Below are 19,113 nucleotides of genomic sequence, written 5' to 3' on the forward strand. Positions count from 1 at the left end.
TCGTCGTCTCGGGTGCGGTCGGGGTGGTCAGGACGCCGGGCGGTGCGTCCCGGACCCGGAGGTCTTCAGGGGCTGCCACCAGTCGCGGTTGTTCCGGTACCAGTCGACGAGGTCGGCGAGCCCCTGCTCGAACGGCACCCGCGGCGCGTAGCCGAGCTCCTCGCGGATCCTGCTGTCGTCGAGGGAGTACCGCAGGTCGTGCCCCTTGCGGTCGGGGACCCGGCGCACCAGGCTCCAGTCCCGGCCGCACAGGTCCAGGAGCCGCTCGGTGATCTCCCGGTTGGTGGCGTGGTGGCCGCCGCCGATGTTGTAGATCCCGCCCGGCTCGCCCTTGGTCAGCACCAGGTGGACGGCCCGGCAGTGGTCGTCGACGTGCAGCCACTCGCGCACGTTGCCGCCGTCGCCGTACAGCGGGACCGGCAGGCCCTGCAGGAGGTTGGTGGTGAAGAGCGGGATCAGTTTCTCCACGTGCTGGCGCGGGCCGTAGTTGTTGGAGCAGCGGGTGATCGACAGATCCAGGCCGTGGGTGCGCCAGTACGAGCGGGCGATCAGGTCGCTGCCCGCCTTGGACGCCGCGTAGGGGGAGTTGGGCAGCAGCGGGGACTCCTCCGTCCAGGAGCCCTCGTCGATGGAGCCGTAGACCTCGTCGGTGGAGACGTGCACGATCCGTTCGACACCGGAGCGCAGGCAGCCCTCCAGCACGCTCTGCGTCCCGCCGACGTTGGTGCGGACGAACTCGGCGGCGCCGGCCAGGGAGCGGTCCACGTGGGACTCGGCGGCGAAGTGCACCACCGCGTCGTGGCCGGGCAGCACCTCCCGCAGCAGCGGCAGGTCGCAGACGTCGCCCTTGACGAACTCCAGGCGGGGGTGGTCCAGGGGCAGATTGTCGAGGTTTCCGGCGTAGGTGAGGCTGTCGACCACGGTGACACGGGCGTTGTCGAAGCCTTGGTACGCGCCGGCCAGCAGGGAGCGCACGTAGTGCGAGCCGATGAAGCCCGCGCCTCCCGTGACCAGGATCCTCATGGTCTCTCCTTCCTCGGCCTTGCTCGACGGGGTTCCTCGGGGGCTCGCGGATCGGTGGCTCTCGGTCCTGTGGCCCTCGGCTCGGTGGCTCTGGGATCTGCGGCCCTCGGCTCGGTGGCTCGCGGATCGGTGGCTTCCGGCCCGGTGGTCCTCGGCTCGGTGGCTTCCGGCCCGGTGGCTCGCGGTCCTGTGGTCCTCGGCCCTGTGGCTTCCGGCCCGGTGGCCCTCGGCAGTCTTCGGCGCCGCGGGGCCGAGCCGAGCCTCACGCCCCCGCCTCGAGGCGGGATCGATCCCGCGTGGACCCGGCGGCCGGCGGGGCGAGCCGCTCCAGGGCGGCGCGCAGCGCGGCACGGTCGTCCTCGGGTCCCCGCGGGCGCGCGGCCAGCAGCGCGGTGACCCGGCTGCCGCCGCGGGTGACGCCCGGGTGGCGGCGGGCCAGCGCCGACAGGCTCTGTCCCGGCCCGGCCTCCACCAGGTGGTAGGGGCCGTCCGCCAGCAGCCGGTCGAGCGCGGCCGCGAACAGCACCGGCTCGGCGGGCTGCAGGGCCCAGAACACGGGGTCGGTCGCCTCGGCGTCGGTGAGCGGCCGGGCCGTGTAGCCGGAGACGATCGGGATGCGCGGCGGGCGCAGCGTCACCGCCCGGAAGGACGGGATCTGCGCGGCGCAGGCCGCCCTGACCGAGGGGCTGTGGAAGCCGGTGGTGGCCCTGGCCCGCGCGCAGGTCAGGCCGTCGGCCCGCAACGCGTCGGCGACCGCGCCGAGTTCGGGCTCCGGCCCGGCGAGCAGGAGCTGCGTAGGAGAGTTGACGGCGCCGACGACGACCTGGTCGGTGAGCCGGTGCGCCACCTGCCGCGGGCTCGCGGCGACGGCGAGCATGCCGCCGGGCGGCGCCTGGGCCAGCAGCCGGACCCGTTCGGCGAGCAGCCGCACGGCGTCGCCGAGGTCCAGCACCCCGGCCAGGACGGCCGCGACCGTCTCGCCCGCGCTGTGCCCCAGCAGCGCGGCCGGCCGCAGCCCCCGGGCGTACAGCGTCCGGCCCAGCGCGTAGTCGACGGCGAACAGCAGCGGCTGGGCGCGCGAGACGTGGTCGAGCGGCACGGCGGGCGTGTCGGCGGCCCAGTCGGCGCGGATGCGCGCCCCCTCGGCGCCGAGCAGCGCGAAGACCTCGTCGACCGCCTCGGTGAACGCGGGCTCCGTGCCGTACAGGCCGTGGGCCATGGCCGGGCGCTGGGCGCCCTGGCCGGGCAGCAGCAGGGCGATCCGCTCGGGGCCGCCCGCGCCGTCGTCGGGCCGGCGGTCGTCGGGCCGGCGGTCGTCGGGCCGGCGGTCGTGTGGTCGTCGGTCGTGTGGTCGTCGGTCGTGTGGTCGTCGGTCGTCCGGCCGGTGGCCGTGCGGTAGTTGGCCGTCCGGTCGTTGGCCGTCCGGTCGTTGGCCGTCCGGCCGGCGGTCGTCCGGCGGGCGCGGGCGGGTGTCGACTGCGCTCATGGTCCCTCTCCTGAAAGGCCTGAAAGGTTCGACGGTCGATCGGGGCCCGTCCCCGCGGCCGCGCGCGGCCGGACCCGCCGGGGTGCGGCGGCCCGGGAGGCGGAAGCGGACGGCGACGGAGCGGGGAACAGACGGCGACGGACCGGGAAGCAGACGGCCGCCCCGCCGGGCGGGCGGGGCGGCCGCGGTGCGGCCGTCGGGGGACACGGCCGTGCGGGGATGGTTCAGGCGGCGAGCTTCTCGGCGTCCCGCGCCGCGGAGTTGATGACGTCGAGCAGCGCGCGGGGGGTCTCGGCCTCGGCGACGGCGTCCTCGTCGAGTTCGATGCCGTGGTCGCGCTGGATGCAGCCGATGACCTGGAGCAGGGCCAGGGAGTCGTAGCCGAGCTCCATGAAGGCGGTGTCGAGGACGTCGCCGTCCAGGTCGACTCCCTCCTCCTCGCCGGCGCACTCGCGCAGCAGACGGGTCAGTTCGGGAAGGTCGATCAGGGTGTGACCGGACATGGGTGGTGGTTCCTCTCGGGTGTCTCGGGTGACCGGGACGGGCGGCCGGGCGCCGCCGTCCCTGAGGGGCGGGCGTGGTGCGGCGGGACGGCCCCGGCCGCGCGGGGCGGGTCAGACGCGGCGCACGACCATGGCCGCGTTGAACCCGCCGTACCCGCGGGCCAGGACGAGCGCCGTGCGCAGCCGGGCCTCGCGGGCACAGCCGGTGACCAGGTCGAGCGCGAGGCCGTCCGCGGGGGCGGTGACATTGGCGGTCGGCGGGACGACCCCGTCCCGCAGGGACAGCAGCGCCGCCGCCACGTCCAGGGAGGCGCCGCCGCCGAAGAGCCGGCCGGTCATGGTCTTGGGCGCCGTGACCGGCACGCCGTACGGGCCGAACACCGCGGTCAGCGTGTCGGCCTCGGCGCGGTCCAGTTCCGGTACGCCGGCGGCGTCGGCGAAGACCACGTCCACCTCGGCGGCGGTCATCCGGGCGTCGGCCAGCGCCTCCTCGACGGCGCGGCGCAGGCCCGGCGGGCGGCCGGAGCCGGGACGCGGGTCGAAGGTCGCGGCGTACCCGGCGATCTCCCCGTAGATCCGTTCGGCGCCCCGGGCCCGCGCGGCCCCGGCGTCCTCCACGAGCAGGATCGCGCCGCCCTCGCCCGGCACGTACCCGCTCGCCTCGTCGGTGAAGGGCAGATAGGCGCGGTCGGGGTCGTCCGCCGTGCTCAGCCGGCCGGTGGCGATCTGCGCCACCCAGCCCCACGGGCACAGCGCCCCGTCCACCCCGCCCGACACCACCAGCGGGATGCCGCGGCGGACGTGCCGGCGGGCGTGGCCGAGCGTGTCCAGTCCGCCGGCCTGCTCGGTCACCAGGACGCCGCTCGGCCCGCGCATCTTGTGCCGGATGGAGATCTGGCCGGTGTTGACCGCGTAGAACCAGGCGAAGGACTGGTACGCGCTGACGTACTCCTTGCCCCGGCTCCACAGGTTCTGCAGCTCGCGCTGCCCGTACTCCACCCCGCCGCCGGAGGCCGCCGTGACCACGCCCATGCCGTACTCGTCGAGCGCCGCCGGGTCGACGGCGGCGTCCTCGACGGCCCAGCCGGCGGCCGTCAGGGCCAGCCGGGTCATGTGGTCGGTCTGCGGCAGCAGGCGGCTGGGGATGTGCTCCTCGGGCACGAACCCCGGCACCTCGCCCGCGATCCTGCTCGGGTACCGGCCGGCGTCGAACCGCGTCACCGGGCCGAGGCCGCTCTTCCCGGCCAGCGTCGCCGCCCAGTACTCCTCGGTGCCCAGGCCGTTGGGCGCGACGATCCCGAGGCCGGTCACCACCGCTCGCGCCGTCACCGGCCGCTCCTCTCGGGCCGGGCCAGCACCAGCGCGGTCTGGAAGCCGCCGAAGCCGCTGCCCACGCTGAGGACGACGTCCGTGCGCTGCTCGCGCGCGTGCAGCGGGATGTAGTCGAGGTCGCACTCCGGGTCCGGCTCGGTGAGGTTCGCCGTCGGGGGCAGCACGCCGTGCTCGATGGCCAGGGCGCAGGCGGCGGCCTCCAGACCGCCGATCGCGCCCAGCGAGTGGCCGATCATCGACTTGATGGAGCTGACCGGGGTCCGGTACGCGTGGTGGCCGAGGCTGCGTTTGAAGGCCGCCGTCTCGTGCCGGTCGTTCATCTTGGTGCTGGAGCCGTGGGCGTTGACGTAGTCCACCTCCGACGGGTCGATCCGGGCCTGCGCCAGCGCCACGTCGATGGCCTCGGCCATCTCGCGGCCGTCCGGCTTGAGCCCGGTCATGTGGTGGGCGTTGCAGCGCGAGGCGAAACCGGCGATCTCGGCGTAGACGTGGGCGCCGCGGCGCCGCGCGTGCTCCAGGTCCTCCAGGACCAGCGTGGCCGCGCCCTCGCCGAGGACCAGGCCGTTGCGCGTCCGGTCGAAGGGACGGCAGGCGTGCTCGGGGTCGTCGTTGCGCGGGGTGGTGGCGTGGATGGCGTCGAAGCACGCGGAGGTGATCGGGGAGATGGGCGCCTCGGTGGCACCGGCGACCACCAGGTCGGCGGAGCCCTCGCGGATGAGCTCGGCGGCGTGCCCGAGCGCGTCGAGTCCGGAGGTGCAGCCGGTGGACACCATCGCGGCCGGGCCCTCGGCGCCGGCCGTCCAGGCCAGTTCGGCCACCATGGAGCTGGGCACGAAGTGCCGGTAGAGCTCCGGGACGGCGTACTCGTGGTCGACGGTCCACTTCCGGCCGCCGTCGCTGACCACCACGTACTCGCGCTCCAGACTGGTGGTGCAGCCGACCGCGTTGCCGAGGGCGACGCCGATCCGGGCGGGTGCGTAGGTGTCCGCCTCGATCCCGCTGTCGGCGAGCGCCTCGCGGGCGCTGACCACCGCGAACTGGGCGGCGCGGTCCATGCGCCGGATCTCCTGCGGGGACAGGCCCGCCGCCTCCGGGTCGAAGTCGCACTCGGCGGCGACCCGGGACCGGAAGGGCGAGGCGTCGAAGTGGGTGATGGTGCGGGTCGCGGAACGCCCCGCGGTGAGCATCTCCCAATAAGCCTTGACCCCGATTCCGCCCGGGGCGACGACGCCCAGCCCCGTGATGGCCACACGACGGGTCGTGGGAGTCGTGGGGGTCATGGGGGTCATGGGGGTGGTGGGGATGGTGGGGGTTGTGGGGGTCATGGCCGGACCGCCCTGCTCGTCTCCGGCCGGGCCGGAGCTGTCCTGCTCGCTGGGGAAGTCACTGCTTCCGCCCCCCTCCCTGTGACACTCGTCGTGGCACTCGTCATGGCACTCGTTGCGGCACTCGTTGCGGCACTCGTCGTGCCCCTTGTTGTGGCACTCGTTCCGCCCTCACCTGCCAGGCCATGGTCGGCGGGCCCCCTCGACGCGGACTCGAGAACCGGTACGCCCCGCTCCCCGGGCCGCCCCGGCGCCCCTCCCCCGGCGCTCACGGACGGGCCGCCCGCCCCCGTGCGGCGGATCGCGTCGAGCAGCAGCGCCTGCCGGAGCGTCTCCCGGTGGTCCGGTCCGGCGGGCCCCTCGCCCTCGCGTACCGCCCGCGCGAAGTCCCGTACGGCGCCCGCGACTTGGTCGTCGGCGTCCAGGACGATCCGCTCGACGCCCTCGGCCCGCTCCAGCACCAGGACGGGGCGGTGGTCGGCCGGCGGGGTGAAGGCGCGGTCCACGCACAGCCGGCCCACGGTGCCGGAGATCTCGTACGAGGAGCGGTAGCCGAGGCCGATGCCGAAGGTGAGCTGGGCCGTGACCCCGTCCGGTCCGCGCAGCAGCACCGCCCCGGACGTCTCCACCTCGCGGCCCGGCGGACGCTCCAGCACCGCGCCGGCGACCCGCAGGCCGGGGCCGAGCAGGTGCAGGGCCGCGCGCACCGGGTACAGGCCGACGTCCAGCAGCGCGCCGCCGCCGAGACCGGCACGGAAGCGGATGTCGTCCGGCGGCAGTTCGGGGATGGTGAAGGCGGCGTGGAAGGCCCGGGGGCGGCCGACGGCGCCCTCGGCGAGCAGCCGGCGCACGGCGGTGTGCTGGGCGTGGTGGACGAACATCACGTTCTCCCGCAGCACCAGTCCCCGCGCCCGGGCCAGCGCCAGCAGCGCCCGGGTGCGCGCGGCGTCACCGGTCAGCGGCTTCTCGGCCAGCACGTGCTTGCCGGCCAGCAGCGCCCGCTCGACCCACTCGGCGTGCAGCGCCGCGGGCAGCGGCACGTACACGGCGTCGACGTCGTCGCGCTCCAGCACCCCGGCGTACCCTTCGACGGGCTCACCGCCGAACCGTTCGGTCAGCGCGGCGGCCCGCTGCCGCTCCCGGCTGGCGACGACGGCGACCTCCACCCCGGGCACGGCGGCGAACGCGGGCAGCATCCGCCGCCGGGCGATCCCCGCGGCCCCGAGCACCCCGATCCGCACCACGGGCGCCGGGCGGGCGGACACCGGGCGGGCGGACGCCGGCCGTACGGGTACCGGCCGGGCGGGCGCGGTGACCGGATCCGCCGGTGTCACGCGGCCACCTCGACGGTCGTGTGGTCGCCGACCACCAGGCGGTGCCGGCCGGGGCCGGTGACGTCGCACCGGACCACCGCGGCCCGGCCGATCAGGGAGCCGTGGATGCCGTGCACGTGCCGTACGGTGGCTCCGTCCAGGGCGATGGAGTAGTCGAGCCGGGCGTCGCTGAGGACGCAGTCGCGGCCGATGGCGGTGTGCGGGCCGATCCAGCTGTCCTCGACCACCGTGCCGGCGCCGACGACGGCCGGGCCGTGGATACGGGAGCGCACCACGCGGGCGCCGGTCTCCACGACCACCTGCCCCACCAGTTCGCTGGCCGCGTCGACCTCGCCCGCGACGCGCGGGGCGAGCGTGTCGAGCAGTTCGCGGTTGCACTCCAGCACGTCCTCCACACGGCCCGTGTCGCGCCAGTAGCCGTCGTACTCCGACGCCCTGACCTCCTCCCCCCGCGCCACGAGCAGGGCGACGGCGTCGGTGATCTCCAGCTCGCCGCGGGCGCTGGGCCGGATCGCGGCCACCGCGTCGTGGATCGCGGGCGTGAAGAAGTACACCCCGATCAGGGCCAGGTCGCTGACCGGCCGCAGGGGCTTCTCCACCAGGTGGGTCACCCTGCCGTGGGCGTCGACCTCTGCCACGCCGAAGGCGCGCGGGTCGGGCACCTTGTGGACGACGACCTGGGCCGCGGGGCGGCGCTCGCGGAATTCCCCGGCGATCTGCGCGATGCCCTGCGGCAGCATGTTGTCGCCCAGGTACATGACGAAGTCGTCGTCGCCGAGGAAGTCCCGGGCGAGGGCGACGCAGTGCGCCAGCCCCCGGGGCTCGGCCTGGGGGATGTAGGTGATCCGCATGCCGTAGCGGCTGCCGTCGCCGAGCAGGGCCCGGATCTCCGGGCCCCAGTCGCCGACGATGATGCCGGTCTCCTCGACCCCCACCGCCCGCAGGTTGTCCAGGATGTGCTCGAGCACCGGTTTGTTGGCGATCGGGATCAGCTGCTTGGGCATCGAGTAGCTGAAGGGGCGCAGGCGGGTTCCCTTGCCGCCCGACAACACCAGGGCCTTCATGGACCTCTCCTCACCGCGACGGCCGCTGTCGACGAAAGACGGCTGCGGGCACCGGGTGCGGCGGTAGCGCCCCGGCCCCGATTCGGACCCTGGAACCGTGGCGCGCGACGGTCGAAACCCCCTCAAGCACCGGGGGAACTCCAGGCCCGGGCCCGGGCCCGACGGGGCGGGAACCGGCGGAGCGGGAGCCGGCGGGGCGGGAGCCGGCGGGGCGGGAGCCGGCGAGGCACTCCGGCGGGCCCCGCGGTGCCGTGCGGCCCGCGGCGGCGGTGTCGTACGGCCGTGACGGCGGTGCCGTCCGGTCGCGACGCTGGTGCCGTCCGGTCGTGACGGCGGGTCACCCGGTCCGCGGCCGCAGTGTCACCCGATCCCGCGACGGCGGTGTCGTGCGGCCCGCGACCGGTGGTGTCACCCGGCCCGCAGTAGCTGCGGGCCCGCCGCCCAGGAGCCGGCGGCGGGCTCCCAGTCGATGCCGGGGCCGCCCCTGAGGATGGCGTGCTGGAGCCGGGCCACCGCCGGGGACGGCTCCAGGCCCAGCTCCCGCTTCATCGACAGCCGCAGCCGGCTGTAGACCTCCAGGGCCCGGCCGCGCCGGCCGGCCCGGCACAGCGCGGCCATGTACTGCCCGTGGAACGTCTCGTCCAGCGGGTGCTCCGTGCACAGCCCGGCCAGTTCGGCCAGGACCTCGTGGTGCCGGCCGAGCCTGAGGTCCGCCTCGATCCGGCGGCCGAGCAGGGTGAGCCGCGACTCCTCCAGGTGCAGCGCCTCCGCCGTCAGCCGCGGCCCGGTCTGCACGTCGATCAGCACCCGCCCCCGCCACAGCTCCAGCGCCGCGCGGAACGCGTCGGACGCCGCGCCGAAGTCGTCCGCGCCCATCGCCCGGTGGCCGGCCGCCGCCCGCGCCTCGTAGTCGCGCACGTCGACCCGGCCGCCGTAGGTGTGCAGCAGGTAGCCGCCCGGCTTGGTGACCAGGACGCCCTTGGCGTCGACGTCCGCCGGCCCGGTGCGTTCGGGACCGGCGGCGAGCGCGGCGGCGATCAGCCCGCGCAGGTGCAGGATGTAGGTCTGGAGCGTGGTGGCGGCGCTGCGCGGCTGCCGCTCCTCCCACAACTCCTCCATCAGGGAGTCCACGGACACGAAGCGGTCCGGGCTGAGGGCCAGCAGGGCCAGCACCTTGCGCGGCTTGGCCGCGGTGGGGGCCACCGGAACCCCCCGGCAGGTGACCTGGAACGGTCCCAGCACGCTGATGTCGAGCATCTCGTCTCTCCTTCAGAGGGTTCGGGCTGGGATCCGGTGTCCACCGGAGCGAGCCCTTGGGCCCAGCACCATCACGACCAGGACTGGAGCGGGGCTCGACTCGCCGTGGAGCCGGGACCGACCAGCGCTCCGGCCCGCTCGCGCGGCAGGCCGCCGCCCGGAACGGCGACCGAGGCGGCGCCGGGGGCGGCGACCGAGGCGGCGCCGGGGACGGCGCCCGGGACGGCGGCCGGGTCGAGGCCCGGGGCGGCGGCCGGGTCGAGGCCCGGGACGGCGGCCGGGTCGAGGCCCGGGGCGGCGGCCGGGTCGAGGTCCGGGTGCGAGGCCAGGATGGCCTGGTGCAGCCGCTGCACCGGCGGGGAGGGCTCCAGGCCCAGTTCGTCGATGAGCGTGGCGCGCAGCCGGCGGAAGACCTCCAGCGCCTGCCCGGCCCGGCCCGCGCGGTACAGGGCCACCATGTAGTGGGCGTGCAGGGCCTCGTGCAGCGGCTGTTCGGCCGTCAGCGCGGTCAGTTCGCCGAGCAGCCGGTGGTGCCGGCCGAGGCGCAGATCGGCGCCGATGCGCAGCTCGACCGCGCCGAGCCGGCTCTCCTCCAGGCTCATGCGCTCGATCCGCAGCCGCGGCCCGGCGGGGACGTCGACCAGCGTCGGGCCGTCCCACAGTTTCAGGGCCTGGCCGAGCAGCGCGGAACCGGTCGCGTCCTCGCCCGCGGCCAGCGCCTGCTGCCCGCGGGCGATCAGGTCGCGGGCCCGCAGTACGTCCACCGACTCCGCGGGCAGCGACAGGCGGTAGCCGCCGTGCTCGGTGGCCAGCAGTTCCTTGGCCGAGACGCCCGCGCCGTCCCCGACCGCGGCGGCGATCCTGCGGCGCAGCTGAAGGACGTACGTCTGCAGGGTGGTGGCGGCGCTGCGCGGCGGTTCCTCCTCCCACAGCTCTGCGAGCAGGGAGTCGATCGTCACGATGCGGCCGACGTGGACGGCGAGCAGGGCGAGCAGCTGACGCGGCTTGGCCGCCGACGGCACCACGGACACGTCACCGATCCGGGCCCGCAGCGGGCCGAGCAGTCTGATGTCGGCAATCACGGTCTCTCCCTCATTCCCCCGTGGGCTGGTAGCCCGCATCAACAAGGTGTTGACACCTTTGCGCACCGGGGGAGACGGCGGCAGTGCGAATATCACCGCCGCACCGTGGGTCGTTCACGGCCGGCGCCGTGCGCGGATCACCGCGTGTTCCGTGCGCGGCTCACCGCGTGCGCCATGCGCGAATCACCGACAGCACCGTGCACCGCTCACCGCCGGCCCCGTGCGCGGTTCACCGCCGCTCCCGTGCACCACTCACCGTCCGGCCGCGTACGCCGTCCCGGCCCGGCCCCTGCCCGGCTCACCGCGCGAGGCGTGCGCCCGTCCCGTGCCGGACGTGAATCCCTCATATGCGGAAGGTGAGGCCGGCACTGGTTCCGCCCGGGCGCCGCCGCGTTTACTCCTGGCGGGGTTTTTCGAGTCCGTCCCCGTCGAACGGTCGAACGGCCCGCCACAAGCGGGTTCGTGTCCTCAGGAGGAGAAGGCATGTCACTTGACCACGACTGGCGCTTCGCCGAACTCGTCGCCCGCACCTGGATCGAGGCCGACCTCAGGGAGCGCTACCTCGCCGACCCCCACCGCGTGCTCGCCGAGGCCGGCATCGACCTCGCGCCCGGCGCCCCGGTCCCCGCCCTGCCCGACGGCGCCGACCTGGACGTCGTCGTGGCCCGCTTCGACACCCTGCCCGCGGTGGCCCCGGCCGCCGGCTTCTGCCTCAGCCTCATCGACCCCCTGCCCGCCGCCGACCGGCCGGCCCCCCACTGCTCCCGCGCCCTGCCGGAGGCGCTGACCGCATGACCACCGCGGAAGGGAACGACGGCTCGGCACTCATCGGCTTCAAACGCCATCTGCGGCCGCAGATCGTCCCGGGGGACGCCGTCTACCTGGTCTCGGAGCACGGGGTGACGGCCCTGCCGGGAGCGGAGATGGCGGCCCTGGCTCCCCTGCTCGACGGCACCCGCGACCTGCCCGCCCTGCTGCGCGAGACCGCGCCCCGCGTGCCGCCCGCCCAAGTGGGCAGTCTGATCGGTCAGTTGACCCGCTCGGGGCTGCTCGACCACCGCCTCCCCGGCGACGCCCCGGCCGCCGATCCCGCGGCCGAGGCGTACTGGGAGAGCGCCGGCGGCGACGTGCGGCGCCGGGCGACGGCCACGCCCTTGCGCGTGCGGATCGTCGCCCTCGGCGAGACGGACACCGCCGCCGTGCGCTCCTCCTGCCACAGCGCGGGCCTCACCGTCGTGGACGACCGCGCCGACGCCGGGCTGGACCTGGTGGTGTGCGAGGACTACCTGGATCCCCGGCTGAGCGACCTGGACCGGCGGCGGCGCGCCGACGCCCGGCCCTGGCTGCTGGCCAAGCCGTACGGCACCACCGTCTGGATCGGCCCGGTCTTCCGGCCCGGCGACGGCGCCTGCTGGCACTGCCTGGCGCACCGGGTGCGGGCCCACCGGGCCGCCCAGTTCCCGGTGTGCCGGGCGTTGGGCGACGCGTCGGTGCTGCCGCCGCGCGCGGCGCTTCCCGCCACCGTCCGGCTGGGCCTCGACCTGGCCGCGCTGGAGTGCGCCAAGTGGCTGGCCGGCCACCGGCACGCGGCGCAGGACGGCGTGGTCACCTTCGACACGCTGACCCTGGCGAGCCGTACCCACCCTCTGACCCGGCGCCCGCAGTGCCCGCAGTGCGGGGACGGTTCGCTGACCGGCCGGCGCGCGGCGGAGCCGGTGGTCCTGGTCTCCCGCCCGAAGGCGGTGCGTTCGGGCGGCGGGCACCGCGCGCTGCCGGCCCGCGAGGTGTGGCGGCGCTACGCCCACCTGGTGAGCCCGGTGACCGGCGCGATCAAGGAGATCCGCCGCGACGGGCGCGGCCCCGAACTGCTCCACGTCTACCGGGCCGGCCACAACCTCGCGCTGGGTCCGCGCCGCGTGGCCGACCTGCGTTCCTCGCTGCGCCAGGAGAGCGCGGGCAAGGGCCGCACCCGGCTCCAGGCCCGGGTCGGCGCCCTGTGCGAGGGGCTGGAACGCGTCAGCGGCACCTGGCAGGGCGACGAGCGGCGGGTGCGCGGCACGCTGCGCTCGCTCGGCGACCGCGCCCTGGCTCCCGGCCGCGTCCAGCTCTGGCACGAGCGGCAGTTCCGCGAGCGCGCGACGTGGAACGCCGGCGGCCACCCCTTCCACGTGGTGCCCGAACCGTTCGACCAGGACGCCGAGATGAGCTGGACACCCGTGTGGTCGCTCACCGGGCAGCGGCACGTCCTGCTGCCCAGCGCCCTCCTCTACTACGACGTCCCCGAACCCGGCGCCCGCCGCATGGTGCGCGCCGACTCCAACGGCTGCGCGGCCGGCGGCACTGTGGAGGACGCGGTCCTGCAAGGGCTGCTGGAGCTGGTCGAGCGCGACGCCGTGGCCCTGTGGTGGTACAACCGCACCCGTCAACCCGCGGTGGACACGGCCGCGTTCGCGGACCCCTGGACCGAGCGGGTGCGGGACGTGCACGGCGAACTCGGCCGCGAGGTCTGGGTGCTGGACCTCACCGCGGACCTCGGCGTGCCGGTGATGGCGGCGCTGTCGCGGCGCACCGACCGGCCGGCCGAGGACATCGTGTTCGGCTTCGGCGCCCATCTCGACCCGGCCGTCGCCCTGTGCCGTGCGCTGTCGGAGATGAACCAGCTCCTGCCCGCGGTGCTCGACACGCGCCCCGACGGCACCGGGTACGCCTGTTCCGACCCGGTGGCGCTGCACTGGTGGCGCACCGCGACCCGGGCGTCCCTGCCCTACCTCGACCCCGACCCGGCCCAGGCGCCGCGCACCCCCGCCCACTACGCCCACCGCCCCACCGACGACCTGCTCGACGACGTCGGCGAACTGCGCCGGCGGCTGGAGGAACGCGGCATGGAGGTGCTGGTCCTCGACCAGACCAGGCCCGACCTGGGGCTGCCCGTGGTGCGGGTGATCGTCCCCGGGCTGCGCCACTTCTGGCCGCGCCTGGCACCGGGACGGCTGTACGACGTCCCGGTCGCCCTCGGCAGGCTCGCCGAGCCCAGGGCGTACGAGGACCTCAACCCCGTACCGCTGTTCGTCTGATCCCGTGTCCGTCCCGCCGACCCCCGCCTCCGTCCCCTCAACTCCCGTGTCCGTCCCGCCGACCCTCTCCTCCGTCCCACCGCCCCTCTCCTCCGTCCCGCCGACCCCCGTCTCCGTCCCGCCCCGCCCGACCGAGCACCAGGACCGACCCGCCGTGGCCTCTGACACCCCCGCCGTTCCCCTCCTCGCACCGGACGTCGCCGAAGGCGAACTGTGGTCCCTGCGCGACGACGTCCACCTCCAGGAGGAGGACACGTGCGTCCTGCTGGGCTCGCGCTGGGGCACGGTGCGCATCCCCCGGCCGGCGCCCGTGCTGCGGCAGGCGCTGCGCCGCATGGAGCTCGGGCCGGCCCGCCTGGAGAACGTGCCGGGCACCGACGACCTGGCCTGCCGGGTCGGGCTGCTGGTGGCCCTGCAGCGGCTGGGCGGACTCGTGGTGCGCTCGGTCGGCGCCCCGGACGGCCACAGTCCGCTGCTGTCGGTGGTGCCGACCACCGCCGACGCCTCGCTGCGGCCCGTCCCGGTGCCGGCCGACGTACCGCTGCGGCTGTCCCGCTTCGCGACGCTGCGCACGGACGGCGACGGCTGGGTGCTGGAGTCGCCGCTGTCGTCGTTCCGCGTGGTCCTCACCCGGCCCGAGGCGGGCTGGCTGATCGCCTCCCTCGGCGCTCCGACGACGCCGCGGGCGGCCGTGGCACGGCTGCCGGTGTCCGAACCGGCGGCGTTCACCGTGCTGTCGTACCTGGTGGCGACCGGCATGGTGCTGTCGGCGTCGGGCGGGGCGGAGCCGGGCGGTGCGGGGCCGGGCAGGGCGGGCTCGCCAGGGGTGGGTCCGGGCGATGCGGGTCCGGGCGGTGCGAGCTCGCTCGGGGCGGGTTCGCCCGGGGCGGGGGAACTCCGGTTCGCCGAGGACGACGACCCGGTGCTGCGGCCCTGGTCGCACCACGACCTGACGTTCCACTGGCGCAGCCGCCCGGGCCGCAACGACGGTGTCTTCGGCGCCACTTACCCCATGAGCGGCCTGCAGGACGCGCCACCGGCGGTCAAGCCGCTCCCCGCGGGCCCGCGGATCGCCCTGCCCGAGCCGGTCGCGGTCGCGGGCGCGGGCGGGACGCGTGAGCCGACCCTGACCGAGGTCCTGGAACGGCGGGCGTCGGTCCGGGAGCACGGCAGTCGCCCGCCGACCCTGGGCCAGCTCGGCGAACTGCTGCACCGGGGCCTGCGGGTGCGCGCCGCGCCGGACCCGCACGCGGGGACACCCCACACGGGAACGCCCGACACGGGAACGCCCCGCGCGGGGACGCCCGACACGGGAACGCCCGACACGGGAACGCCCGACGGGCGTACCCCGGCCCGCGCGAACCGCCCCTACCCGAGCGGCGGAGCCTGCTACGAGCTGGAGTTCTACCTGAGCGTGCACCGCTGCGAGGGCCTGGAGCCCGGCGTCTACTACTACGCCCCGGCGGAACACTGCCTGGTGCGCCTGCCCACCTCGGACGCGCTGCGCCGCGGCGTGCTCACGGAGGCCCAGACCGGCGCCGGGATGGCCGCCCTCCCGGACGTCCTGCTGACGATGACCGCGCGGTTCGCCCGGGTGTCGTGGAAGTACAGCGGGCTGGCGTACGCGCTCACGCTCAAGCACGTCGGCGTGGTGCAGCAGACGCTCTACCTGCTCACGACGGCGCTGGGACTGGCCGGCTGCGCGATCGGCACGGGCGACACGGACCAGTCCGCCCGGGCGTTCGGGCTCGACTGGCGCGAGGAGTCCGCGGTGGGGGAGTTCACCATCGGCTCCCTGCCGGACGGGGCCGACCACGCCGGCCGGCCCACCTGAACTGTCTTGCCTGGGGGCCACTTTCGGCCAAACACCGGTCGCCGCGGAGCGCCGCCTTGTTTACGGAACGATCACACTCCCTTCCCAGGAGTTCGCTCTATCATCACCCCTTGCAGGGCAATGTGACGGGGGCGATGCCTGATGCAGATGCGGACCGGCCACCCTCGGACATCCGTACGCAAAGCCGGCGGAAGGTCCGATACGAAGGCGGCGGACCACACGGAGGCGGAGGACGGACCGGGACTCGCGGCGCTCGGTACCCACGCCCCGCCTCCGCGCTTCGCGCTGGCCGTCGTCTTCACGGTCATGGCGGGGTTTTTCGCCATGCAGATCGTCGACATCCTCGACCAGGGGATCACTCCGGTCCGCCTCGCGCTGTGCGTGACGGTGCTGCCGCTGACCATCGTGCTCCAGATCGTCCAGACGCTGCCGCGCTACCAGCGCTTCCGCGACCGGTACGGGCGCTGGATCCTGCTGGGGCAGGTCGTGCTCGTGGTGGTGCCCTGCCTGCTGCTCGGCTGGGCCTGGGGCGGCATGGGCGGCTTCGTCGGCGCGTCGGCGCTGCTCGTCCTGCCCCTGCACCAGGCGGTGCCCGCCTTCGGGCTGATCGTGCTGCTCATCGGGGTGTCCACCGGCGTCAATTCGGGGTTCGCCACCGTCGCGGTGCCGTACATGACCGTCTCGACGCTGCTCACCGGCATCATCGTCTACAGCCTGATCCGGCTGGCCACCCTCGCCATCGCCGTGCACGAGGCACGGGAGGACTTCGCCCGCATCGCCATCACCAAGGAACGGCTGCGCTTCGCCCGCGACCTGCACGACCTGCTGGGCTACAGCCTGTCGGCGATCACGCTCAAGGGCGAGCTGGCCCACCAGTTGGTGGGGCCGGAGCCCGAACGGGCCCGCGAGGAACTGCAGAGCATCGTGGCGACGGCCCGTCAGGCGCTGGCCGACGTACGGGAAGTGGCCCGCAGCTACCGGTCGCTGTCCCTGCTCAACGAGCTCTCCTCGGCCCGGTCCGTGCTGTCCGCCGCGGGGGTCGAGGCCCATGTGAAGGTCGACTACGACCGGTTGGCCTGCGAGGCCGACACCGCGCTCGCCACGGTCGTGCGCGAGGGCGTCACCAACGTGGTGCGGCACAGCAGGGCGACCCGGTGCCGGATCGAGGTCACGCAGGGGAACGGGGTGGTCCGGCTGCGGATGGACAACGACGGCGTGCGGCCGCGGCCCGAGGGGTGCTCCGGCGCACCGGGCGGCTGCGGGCTGGACAGCCTCGCGGCGCGCATGGCCGCCGTCGGCGGCCGCTTCACGGCCGGCCCGACCCCGGACGGCGGCTTCCGGCTGGTGGCGGAGACGGCCCCGACGGGCTGACGCCGCCTCACCGGGCCGACCGGTCCGCCGCGCCGCCCGTACGCCGGGCCGCCCGTACGCCGGGCCGCCCGTACGCCGGGCCGCCCGTACGCCGGGCCGCCCGTACGCCGGGCCGCCCGTACGCCGGGCGGGCCGTCCGCCGGGCGGGCCGTCCGCCGGGCGGGCGCTTCCCGCACCCGCCGAGGTCCGCTGGGCAGGCACCTCCGCCTCCGCCGAGGTCCGCCGGGCGGGCACCTCCGTCCCCGCCGAGGTCCGCCGGGCGGGCGTCTCCCGTCTTCCGCGCGGCGGTCCCGGCCCCGGAGGCGGTCCGGCGTGCTCGGACCGGGCTCGGACCGGGCTCGGACCGGGCTCGGACCGGGCTCAGACCCAGCCGGCCTCGCGGGCGATGCGGACGGCGTCGAGGCGGTTGCGGGCGCCGAGCTTGACGACGGACGACGTCAGGTAGTTGCGGACGGTGCCGACGGACAGGAAGAGCTGCCGGGCGATCTCGGCGGCCTCGGCGCCGTCCGCCGCGAGCCGCAGCACCTCGGTCTCGCGGTCGGTGAGCGGGTTGTCGCCACTGTCCCAGGCGGCCATGGCGAGTTCCGGGTCCACCACGCGCTCGCCCCGCTGCACGCGGCGTATCGCCTGGGCGAGTTGCTGCGGCGGCGCGTCCTTCAGGACGAAGGCGCGCACCCCGGCCGACACCGCGCGGCGGAAGGTGCCCGGCCGCCCGAGGCTGGTGAGGATCATCGCCTTGCACTCCGGCAGCACCTTCCGCAGGTGGGCCGCCGCGGTCAGCCCGTCCGTCCCCGGCAGGTCGATGTCGATGACCGCCACGTCCGGCGTGCAGGCGAGGGCCTGGGGCACGATCTGGTCGCCGTCGGACACCTCGGCGACGACCTCGATGTCGTCCTCGAGGTTCAGGAGCGCCACCAGCGCCCCTCTGACCATGTGCATGTCCTCGGCCAGCAAGACCCTGATGCCCATCGCTCCCCCTGGTCCGTCCCGCTTGTCGACCGCAGCAGGCGAGAAGTGTCGCGAAGTTTTCGGACACCGCCCGCGCGCGATCCTATGACGCTGGGATGGCCATGTCAGGAACCGATCATCCCTGGCTGGGACCGGCGGACATCGCAGGAGGTCAGCGCCTCCACCAGCCCCCAATCCAGCCGGGCCGCGGCAGCCGCCGCGCCCGCGCCGCGCCCGCCGGTGTCGTGCAGCGCCCAGCTGACAACGTACCGGTTTTCGACCCGCGCGCTGCCGAAGCTCCACTCGTCCCCGGTGCCCGCCCGCCCGTGCGGCGTCAGCACCCGGGGCGGCACGCCGTCCAGCGGGAAGCCGAAGTCGTTGAACCGGAACCGCATGCCCTGCCCGATGGCCTTGCTGTAGGCCTCCTTGAGGGTCCACAGCCGCACCAGTTGCCGCGGCCGGTCCGCCTCGCCGACCCCGGCCAGCGCCTCGATCTCGTACGGCGTCCACAGGCGCCGCTCCGCCCCGGACAGCAGCGTCCGCCGGTCCGCCGGCTCGGCGTCCACGCCGATCCCGCCGCGCCGGGTGACCCCGAGGAGCAGCAGGTCCCCGGTGTGGCTCAGGCTGATGTCGAGGTGGTCGCAGCCGCGCAGATAGGGCCGCCCGCCCGGCCGGTACGCCAGTTCCACGTCCTCCGGCGGGGCCTGGAGGGCGTACCCGGCGACGTGCTTGATCAGCCGGCGCGAGGCGGCGAACCGGTTCCGCACCGCCGCCACGGCCATCGCCTCGTAGCGGCCCCAGTCCCCGCCGAGCAGCCGCCGCAGCCCGGCGGAGTACGGCTCGCGCGGAACCCAGTCGTCGAGCAGCCCGTACACCAGGACGGTGCCCCGCTCGCGCAGCGCGCGCCGGACGCGCCGCCACGGTCCGGCCGGGCCGTGCGGCCGGAGGGGCGGACCGTGCAGCCGAAGGGGCGGGCCGACCGCCGCGCCCGGGCCCCGTCGCCGCCCGCTCACCGCGCCGGCGCCTCGTGGGCCGCCCGGGAGCGCTCCATCTCCTGGGCCAAGTGGCGGGCGAGGGACCCCACGGTCGGATGGTCCCACGCCGCGGTCGGCTCCAGCAGCACCCCGCAGGCGCTCTCGGCGTCGACGGCGAGCGCGAGCGCGCCGACCGCGTCGAGACCGCACTGCTCGAAGGACGTGTCCGGGCCGATGCCGTGCGGTTGGAAGGACGCGTCCGGGCCGACTCCGTGCGATGCGAAGGACGTGTCCGGGCCGATGCCATGCGGTTTGAAGGACGTATCCGGGTCGGCGCCCGCGTCCTCGGCGATCAGGCCCAGGCGCGCCGCGAGTCTCCCGGCCAGCCACTCGCGCACCCGCCGCTCCTGCCACCCCGTGCCCTCGATGCCACCCACGTCATCCACGTCGTCCACGTCGTCCACCGCGCCCTCCTGCCGCTCGTGTCCGGCCGCCCGTCGGGGCCC

Annotated in this window: 16 protein-coding genes; 4 read left to right on the forward strand and 12 right to left on the reverse strand. The window is 75.4% G+C overall.

The window, feature by feature from the left end:
* Positions 1-27: 27 nt before the first annotated feature.
* The 9 genes from rfbB to IE225_RS09570 all read right to left on the reverse strand — a co-directional run bounded on the left by rfbB (position 28) and on the right by IE225_RS09570 (position 10,406).
* On the reverse strand, positions 28-1,023 hold the full coding sequence (rfbB, locus tag IE225_RS09530; RefSeq protein ID WP_190056956.1) for a dTDP-glucose 4,6-dehydratase: 996 nt from the start codon (positions 1,021-1,023) through the stop codon (positions 28-30).
* A gap of 262 nt (positions 1,024-1,285) precedes the next feature.
* Positions 1,286-2,509: an acyltransferase domain-containing protein gene (locus IE225_RS09535; protein WP_190056957.1), complete on the reverse strand. Its 1,224-nt coding sequence runs from the start codon at positions 2,507-2,509 to the stop codon at positions 1,286-1,288.
* A gap of 224 nt (positions 2,510-2,733) precedes the next feature.
* A complete protein-coding gene (locus IE225_RS09540) occupies positions 2,734-3,012 on the reverse strand; it encodes an acyl carrier protein (RefSeq protein WP_190056958.1) in 279 nt (92 codons plus the stop codon).
* A 111-nt stretch (positions 3,013-3,123) separates the two neighbouring features.
* Positions 3,124-4,341, reverse strand: a complete 1,218-nt coding sequence (locus IE225_RS09545; RefSeq protein ID WP_190056959.1) for a ketosynthase chain-length factor — start codon at positions 4,339-4,341, stop codon at positions 3,124-3,126.
* Complete coding sequence (locus IE225_RS09550; RefSeq protein WP_229879396.1) at positions 4,338-5,624, reverse strand: beta-ketoacyl-[acyl-carrier-protein] synthase family protein; 1,287 nt, start codon at positions 5,622-5,624, stop codon at positions 4,338-4,340. The genes IE225_RS09545 and IE225_RS09550 overlap by 4 nt, the downstream gene beginning before the upstream one ends.
* A 41-nt stretch (positions 5,625-5,665) precedes the next feature.
* Positions 5,666-7,003 (reverse strand): Gfo/Idh/MocA family protein, encoded by a 1,338-nt coding sequence (locus IE225_RS09555; protein ID WP_308432467.1) that lies wholly within the window; start codon positions 7,001-7,003, stop codon positions 5,666-5,668.
* Positions 7,000-8,067, reverse strand: coding sequence for a glucose-1-phosphate thymidylyltransferase (locus tag IE225_RS09560; protein WP_190056960.1), 1,068 nt, complete (start codon positions 8,065-8,067; stop codon positions 7,000-7,002). Before IE225_RS09560 ends, IE225_RS09555 begins: the two co-directional genes overlap by 4 nt.
* Before the next feature lie 408 nt (positions 8,068-8,475).
* Positions 8,476-9,324: an AfsR/SARP family transcriptional regulator gene (locus IE225_RS09565; RefSeq protein ID WP_190056961.1), complete on the reverse strand. Its 849-nt coding sequence runs from the start codon at positions 9,322-9,324 to the stop codon at positions 8,476-8,478.
* 71 nt (positions 9,325-9,395) lie between these two features.
* Entirely contained in the window at positions 9,396-10,406 is a 1,011-nt protein-coding gene (locus tag IE225_RS09570; protein ID WP_308432468.1) for an AfsR/SARP family transcriptional regulator, read from the reverse strand.
* 483 nt (positions 10,407-10,889) lie between these two features.
* Here IE225_RS09570 and IE225_RS09575 point away from each other — a divergent pair, with 483 nt between their 5' ends.
* The 4 genes from IE225_RS09575 (at position 10,890) to IE225_RS09590 (ending at position 16,685) form a co-directional block, all read left to right on the forward strand.
* Positions 10,890-11,201 (forward strand): hypothetical protein, encoded by a 312-nt coding sequence (locus IE225_RS09575; protein ID WP_190056963.1) that lies wholly within the window; start codon positions 10,890-10,892, stop codon positions 11,199-11,201.
* Positions 11,198-13,480: a TOMM precursor leader peptide-binding protein gene (locus IE225_RS09580; RefSeq protein ID WP_190056964.1), complete on the forward strand. Its 2,283-nt coding sequence runs from the start codon at positions 11,198-11,200 to the stop codon at positions 13,478-13,480. Before IE225_RS09575 ends, IE225_RS09580 begins: the two co-directional genes overlap by 4 nt.
* A 154-nt stretch (positions 13,481-13,634) precedes the next feature.
* Positions 13,635-15,314 carry a SagB/ThcOx family dehydrogenase gene (locus tag IE225_RS09585; protein ID WP_190056965.1) on the forward strand — a complete coding sequence of 560 codons (1,680 nt, stop codon included), beginning with the start codon at positions 13,635-13,637 and terminating at the stop codon, positions 15,312-15,314.
* 324 nt (positions 15,315-15,638) lie between these two features.
* Positions 15,639-16,685 carry a sensor histidine kinase gene (locus IE225_RS09590; protein ID WP_190056966.1) on the forward strand — a complete coding sequence of 349 codons (1,047 nt, stop codon included), beginning with the start codon at positions 15,639-15,641 and terminating at the stop codon, positions 16,683-16,685.
* Between the two features lie 360 nt (positions 16,686-17,045).
* Here the strand turns inward: IE225_RS09590 and IE225_RS09595 are convergent, their stop codons facing one another.
* From IE225_RS09595 to IE225_RS09605, 3 genes are all read right to left on the reverse strand, one after another.
* Positions 17,046-17,654, reverse strand: coding sequence for a response regulator transcription factor (locus tag IE225_RS09595; protein WP_190056967.1), 609 nt, complete (start codon positions 17,652-17,654; stop codon positions 17,046-17,048).
* A gap of 104 nt (positions 17,655-17,758) precedes the next feature.
* Positions 17,759-18,646 carry a 4'-phosphopantetheinyl transferase family protein gene (locus IE225_RS09600; RefSeq protein WP_229879358.1) on the reverse strand — a complete coding sequence of 296 codons (888 nt, stop codon included), beginning with the start codon at positions 18,644-18,646 and terminating at the stop codon, positions 17,759-17,761.
* Positions 18,643-19,071 (reverse strand): acyl carrier protein, encoded by a 429-nt coding sequence (locus IE225_RS09605; RefSeq protein WP_190056968.1) that lies wholly within the window; start codon positions 19,069-19,071, stop codon positions 18,643-18,645. Before IE225_RS09605 ends, IE225_RS09600 begins: the two co-directional genes overlap by 4 nt.
* Positions 19,072-19,113: the final 42 nt, after the last annotated feature.

Origin of the sequence: Streptomyces echinoruber (genome assembly GCF_014651135.1) — a bacterium.
Classification (GTDB): domain Bacteria; phylum Actinomycetota; class Actinomycetes; order Streptomycetales; family Streptomycetaceae; genus Streptomyces; species Streptomyces echinoruber.

Coding starts and splice junctions, on each gene's coding strand:
- rfbB (WP_190056956.1), bottom strand. CDS start 1,023: ATGAGGATCCTGGTCACGGGAGGCGCGGGCTTCATCGGCTCGCACTAC.
- IE225_RS09535 (WP_190056957.1), bottom strand. CDS start 2,509: ATGAGCGCAGTCGACACCCGCCCGCGCCCGCCGGACGACCGCCGGCCG.
- IE225_RS09540 (WP_190056958.1), bottom strand. CDS start 3,012: ATGTCCGGTCACACCCTGATCGACCTTCCCGAACTGACCCGTCTGCTG.
- IE225_RS09550 (WP_229879396.1), bottom strand. CDS start 5,624: ATGACCCCCACGACTCCCACGACCCGTCGTGTGGCCATCACGGGGCTG.
- IE225_RS09560 (WP_190056960.1), bottom strand. CDS start 8,067: ATGAAGGCCCTGGTGTTGTCGGGCGGCAAGGGAACCCGCCTGCGCCCC.
- IE225_RS09565 (WP_190056961.1), bottom strand. CDS start 9,324: ATGCTCGACATCAGCGTGCTGGGACCGTTCCAGGTCACCTGCCGGGGG.
- IE225_RS09575 (WP_190056963.1), top strand. CDS start 10,890: ATGTCACTTGACCACGACTGGCGCTTCGCCGAACTCGTCGCCCGCACC.
- IE225_RS09580 (WP_190056964.1), top strand. CDS start 11,198: ATGACCACCGCGGAAGGGAACGACGGCTCGGCACTCATCGGCTTCAAA.
- IE225_RS09590 (WP_190056966.1), top strand. CDS start 15,639: ATGCAGATCGTCGACATCCTCGACCAGGGGATCACTCCGGTCCGCCTC.
- IE225_RS09595 (WP_190056967.1), bottom strand. CDS start 17,654: ATGGGCATCAGGGTCTTGCTGGCCGAGGACATGCACATGGTCAGAGGG.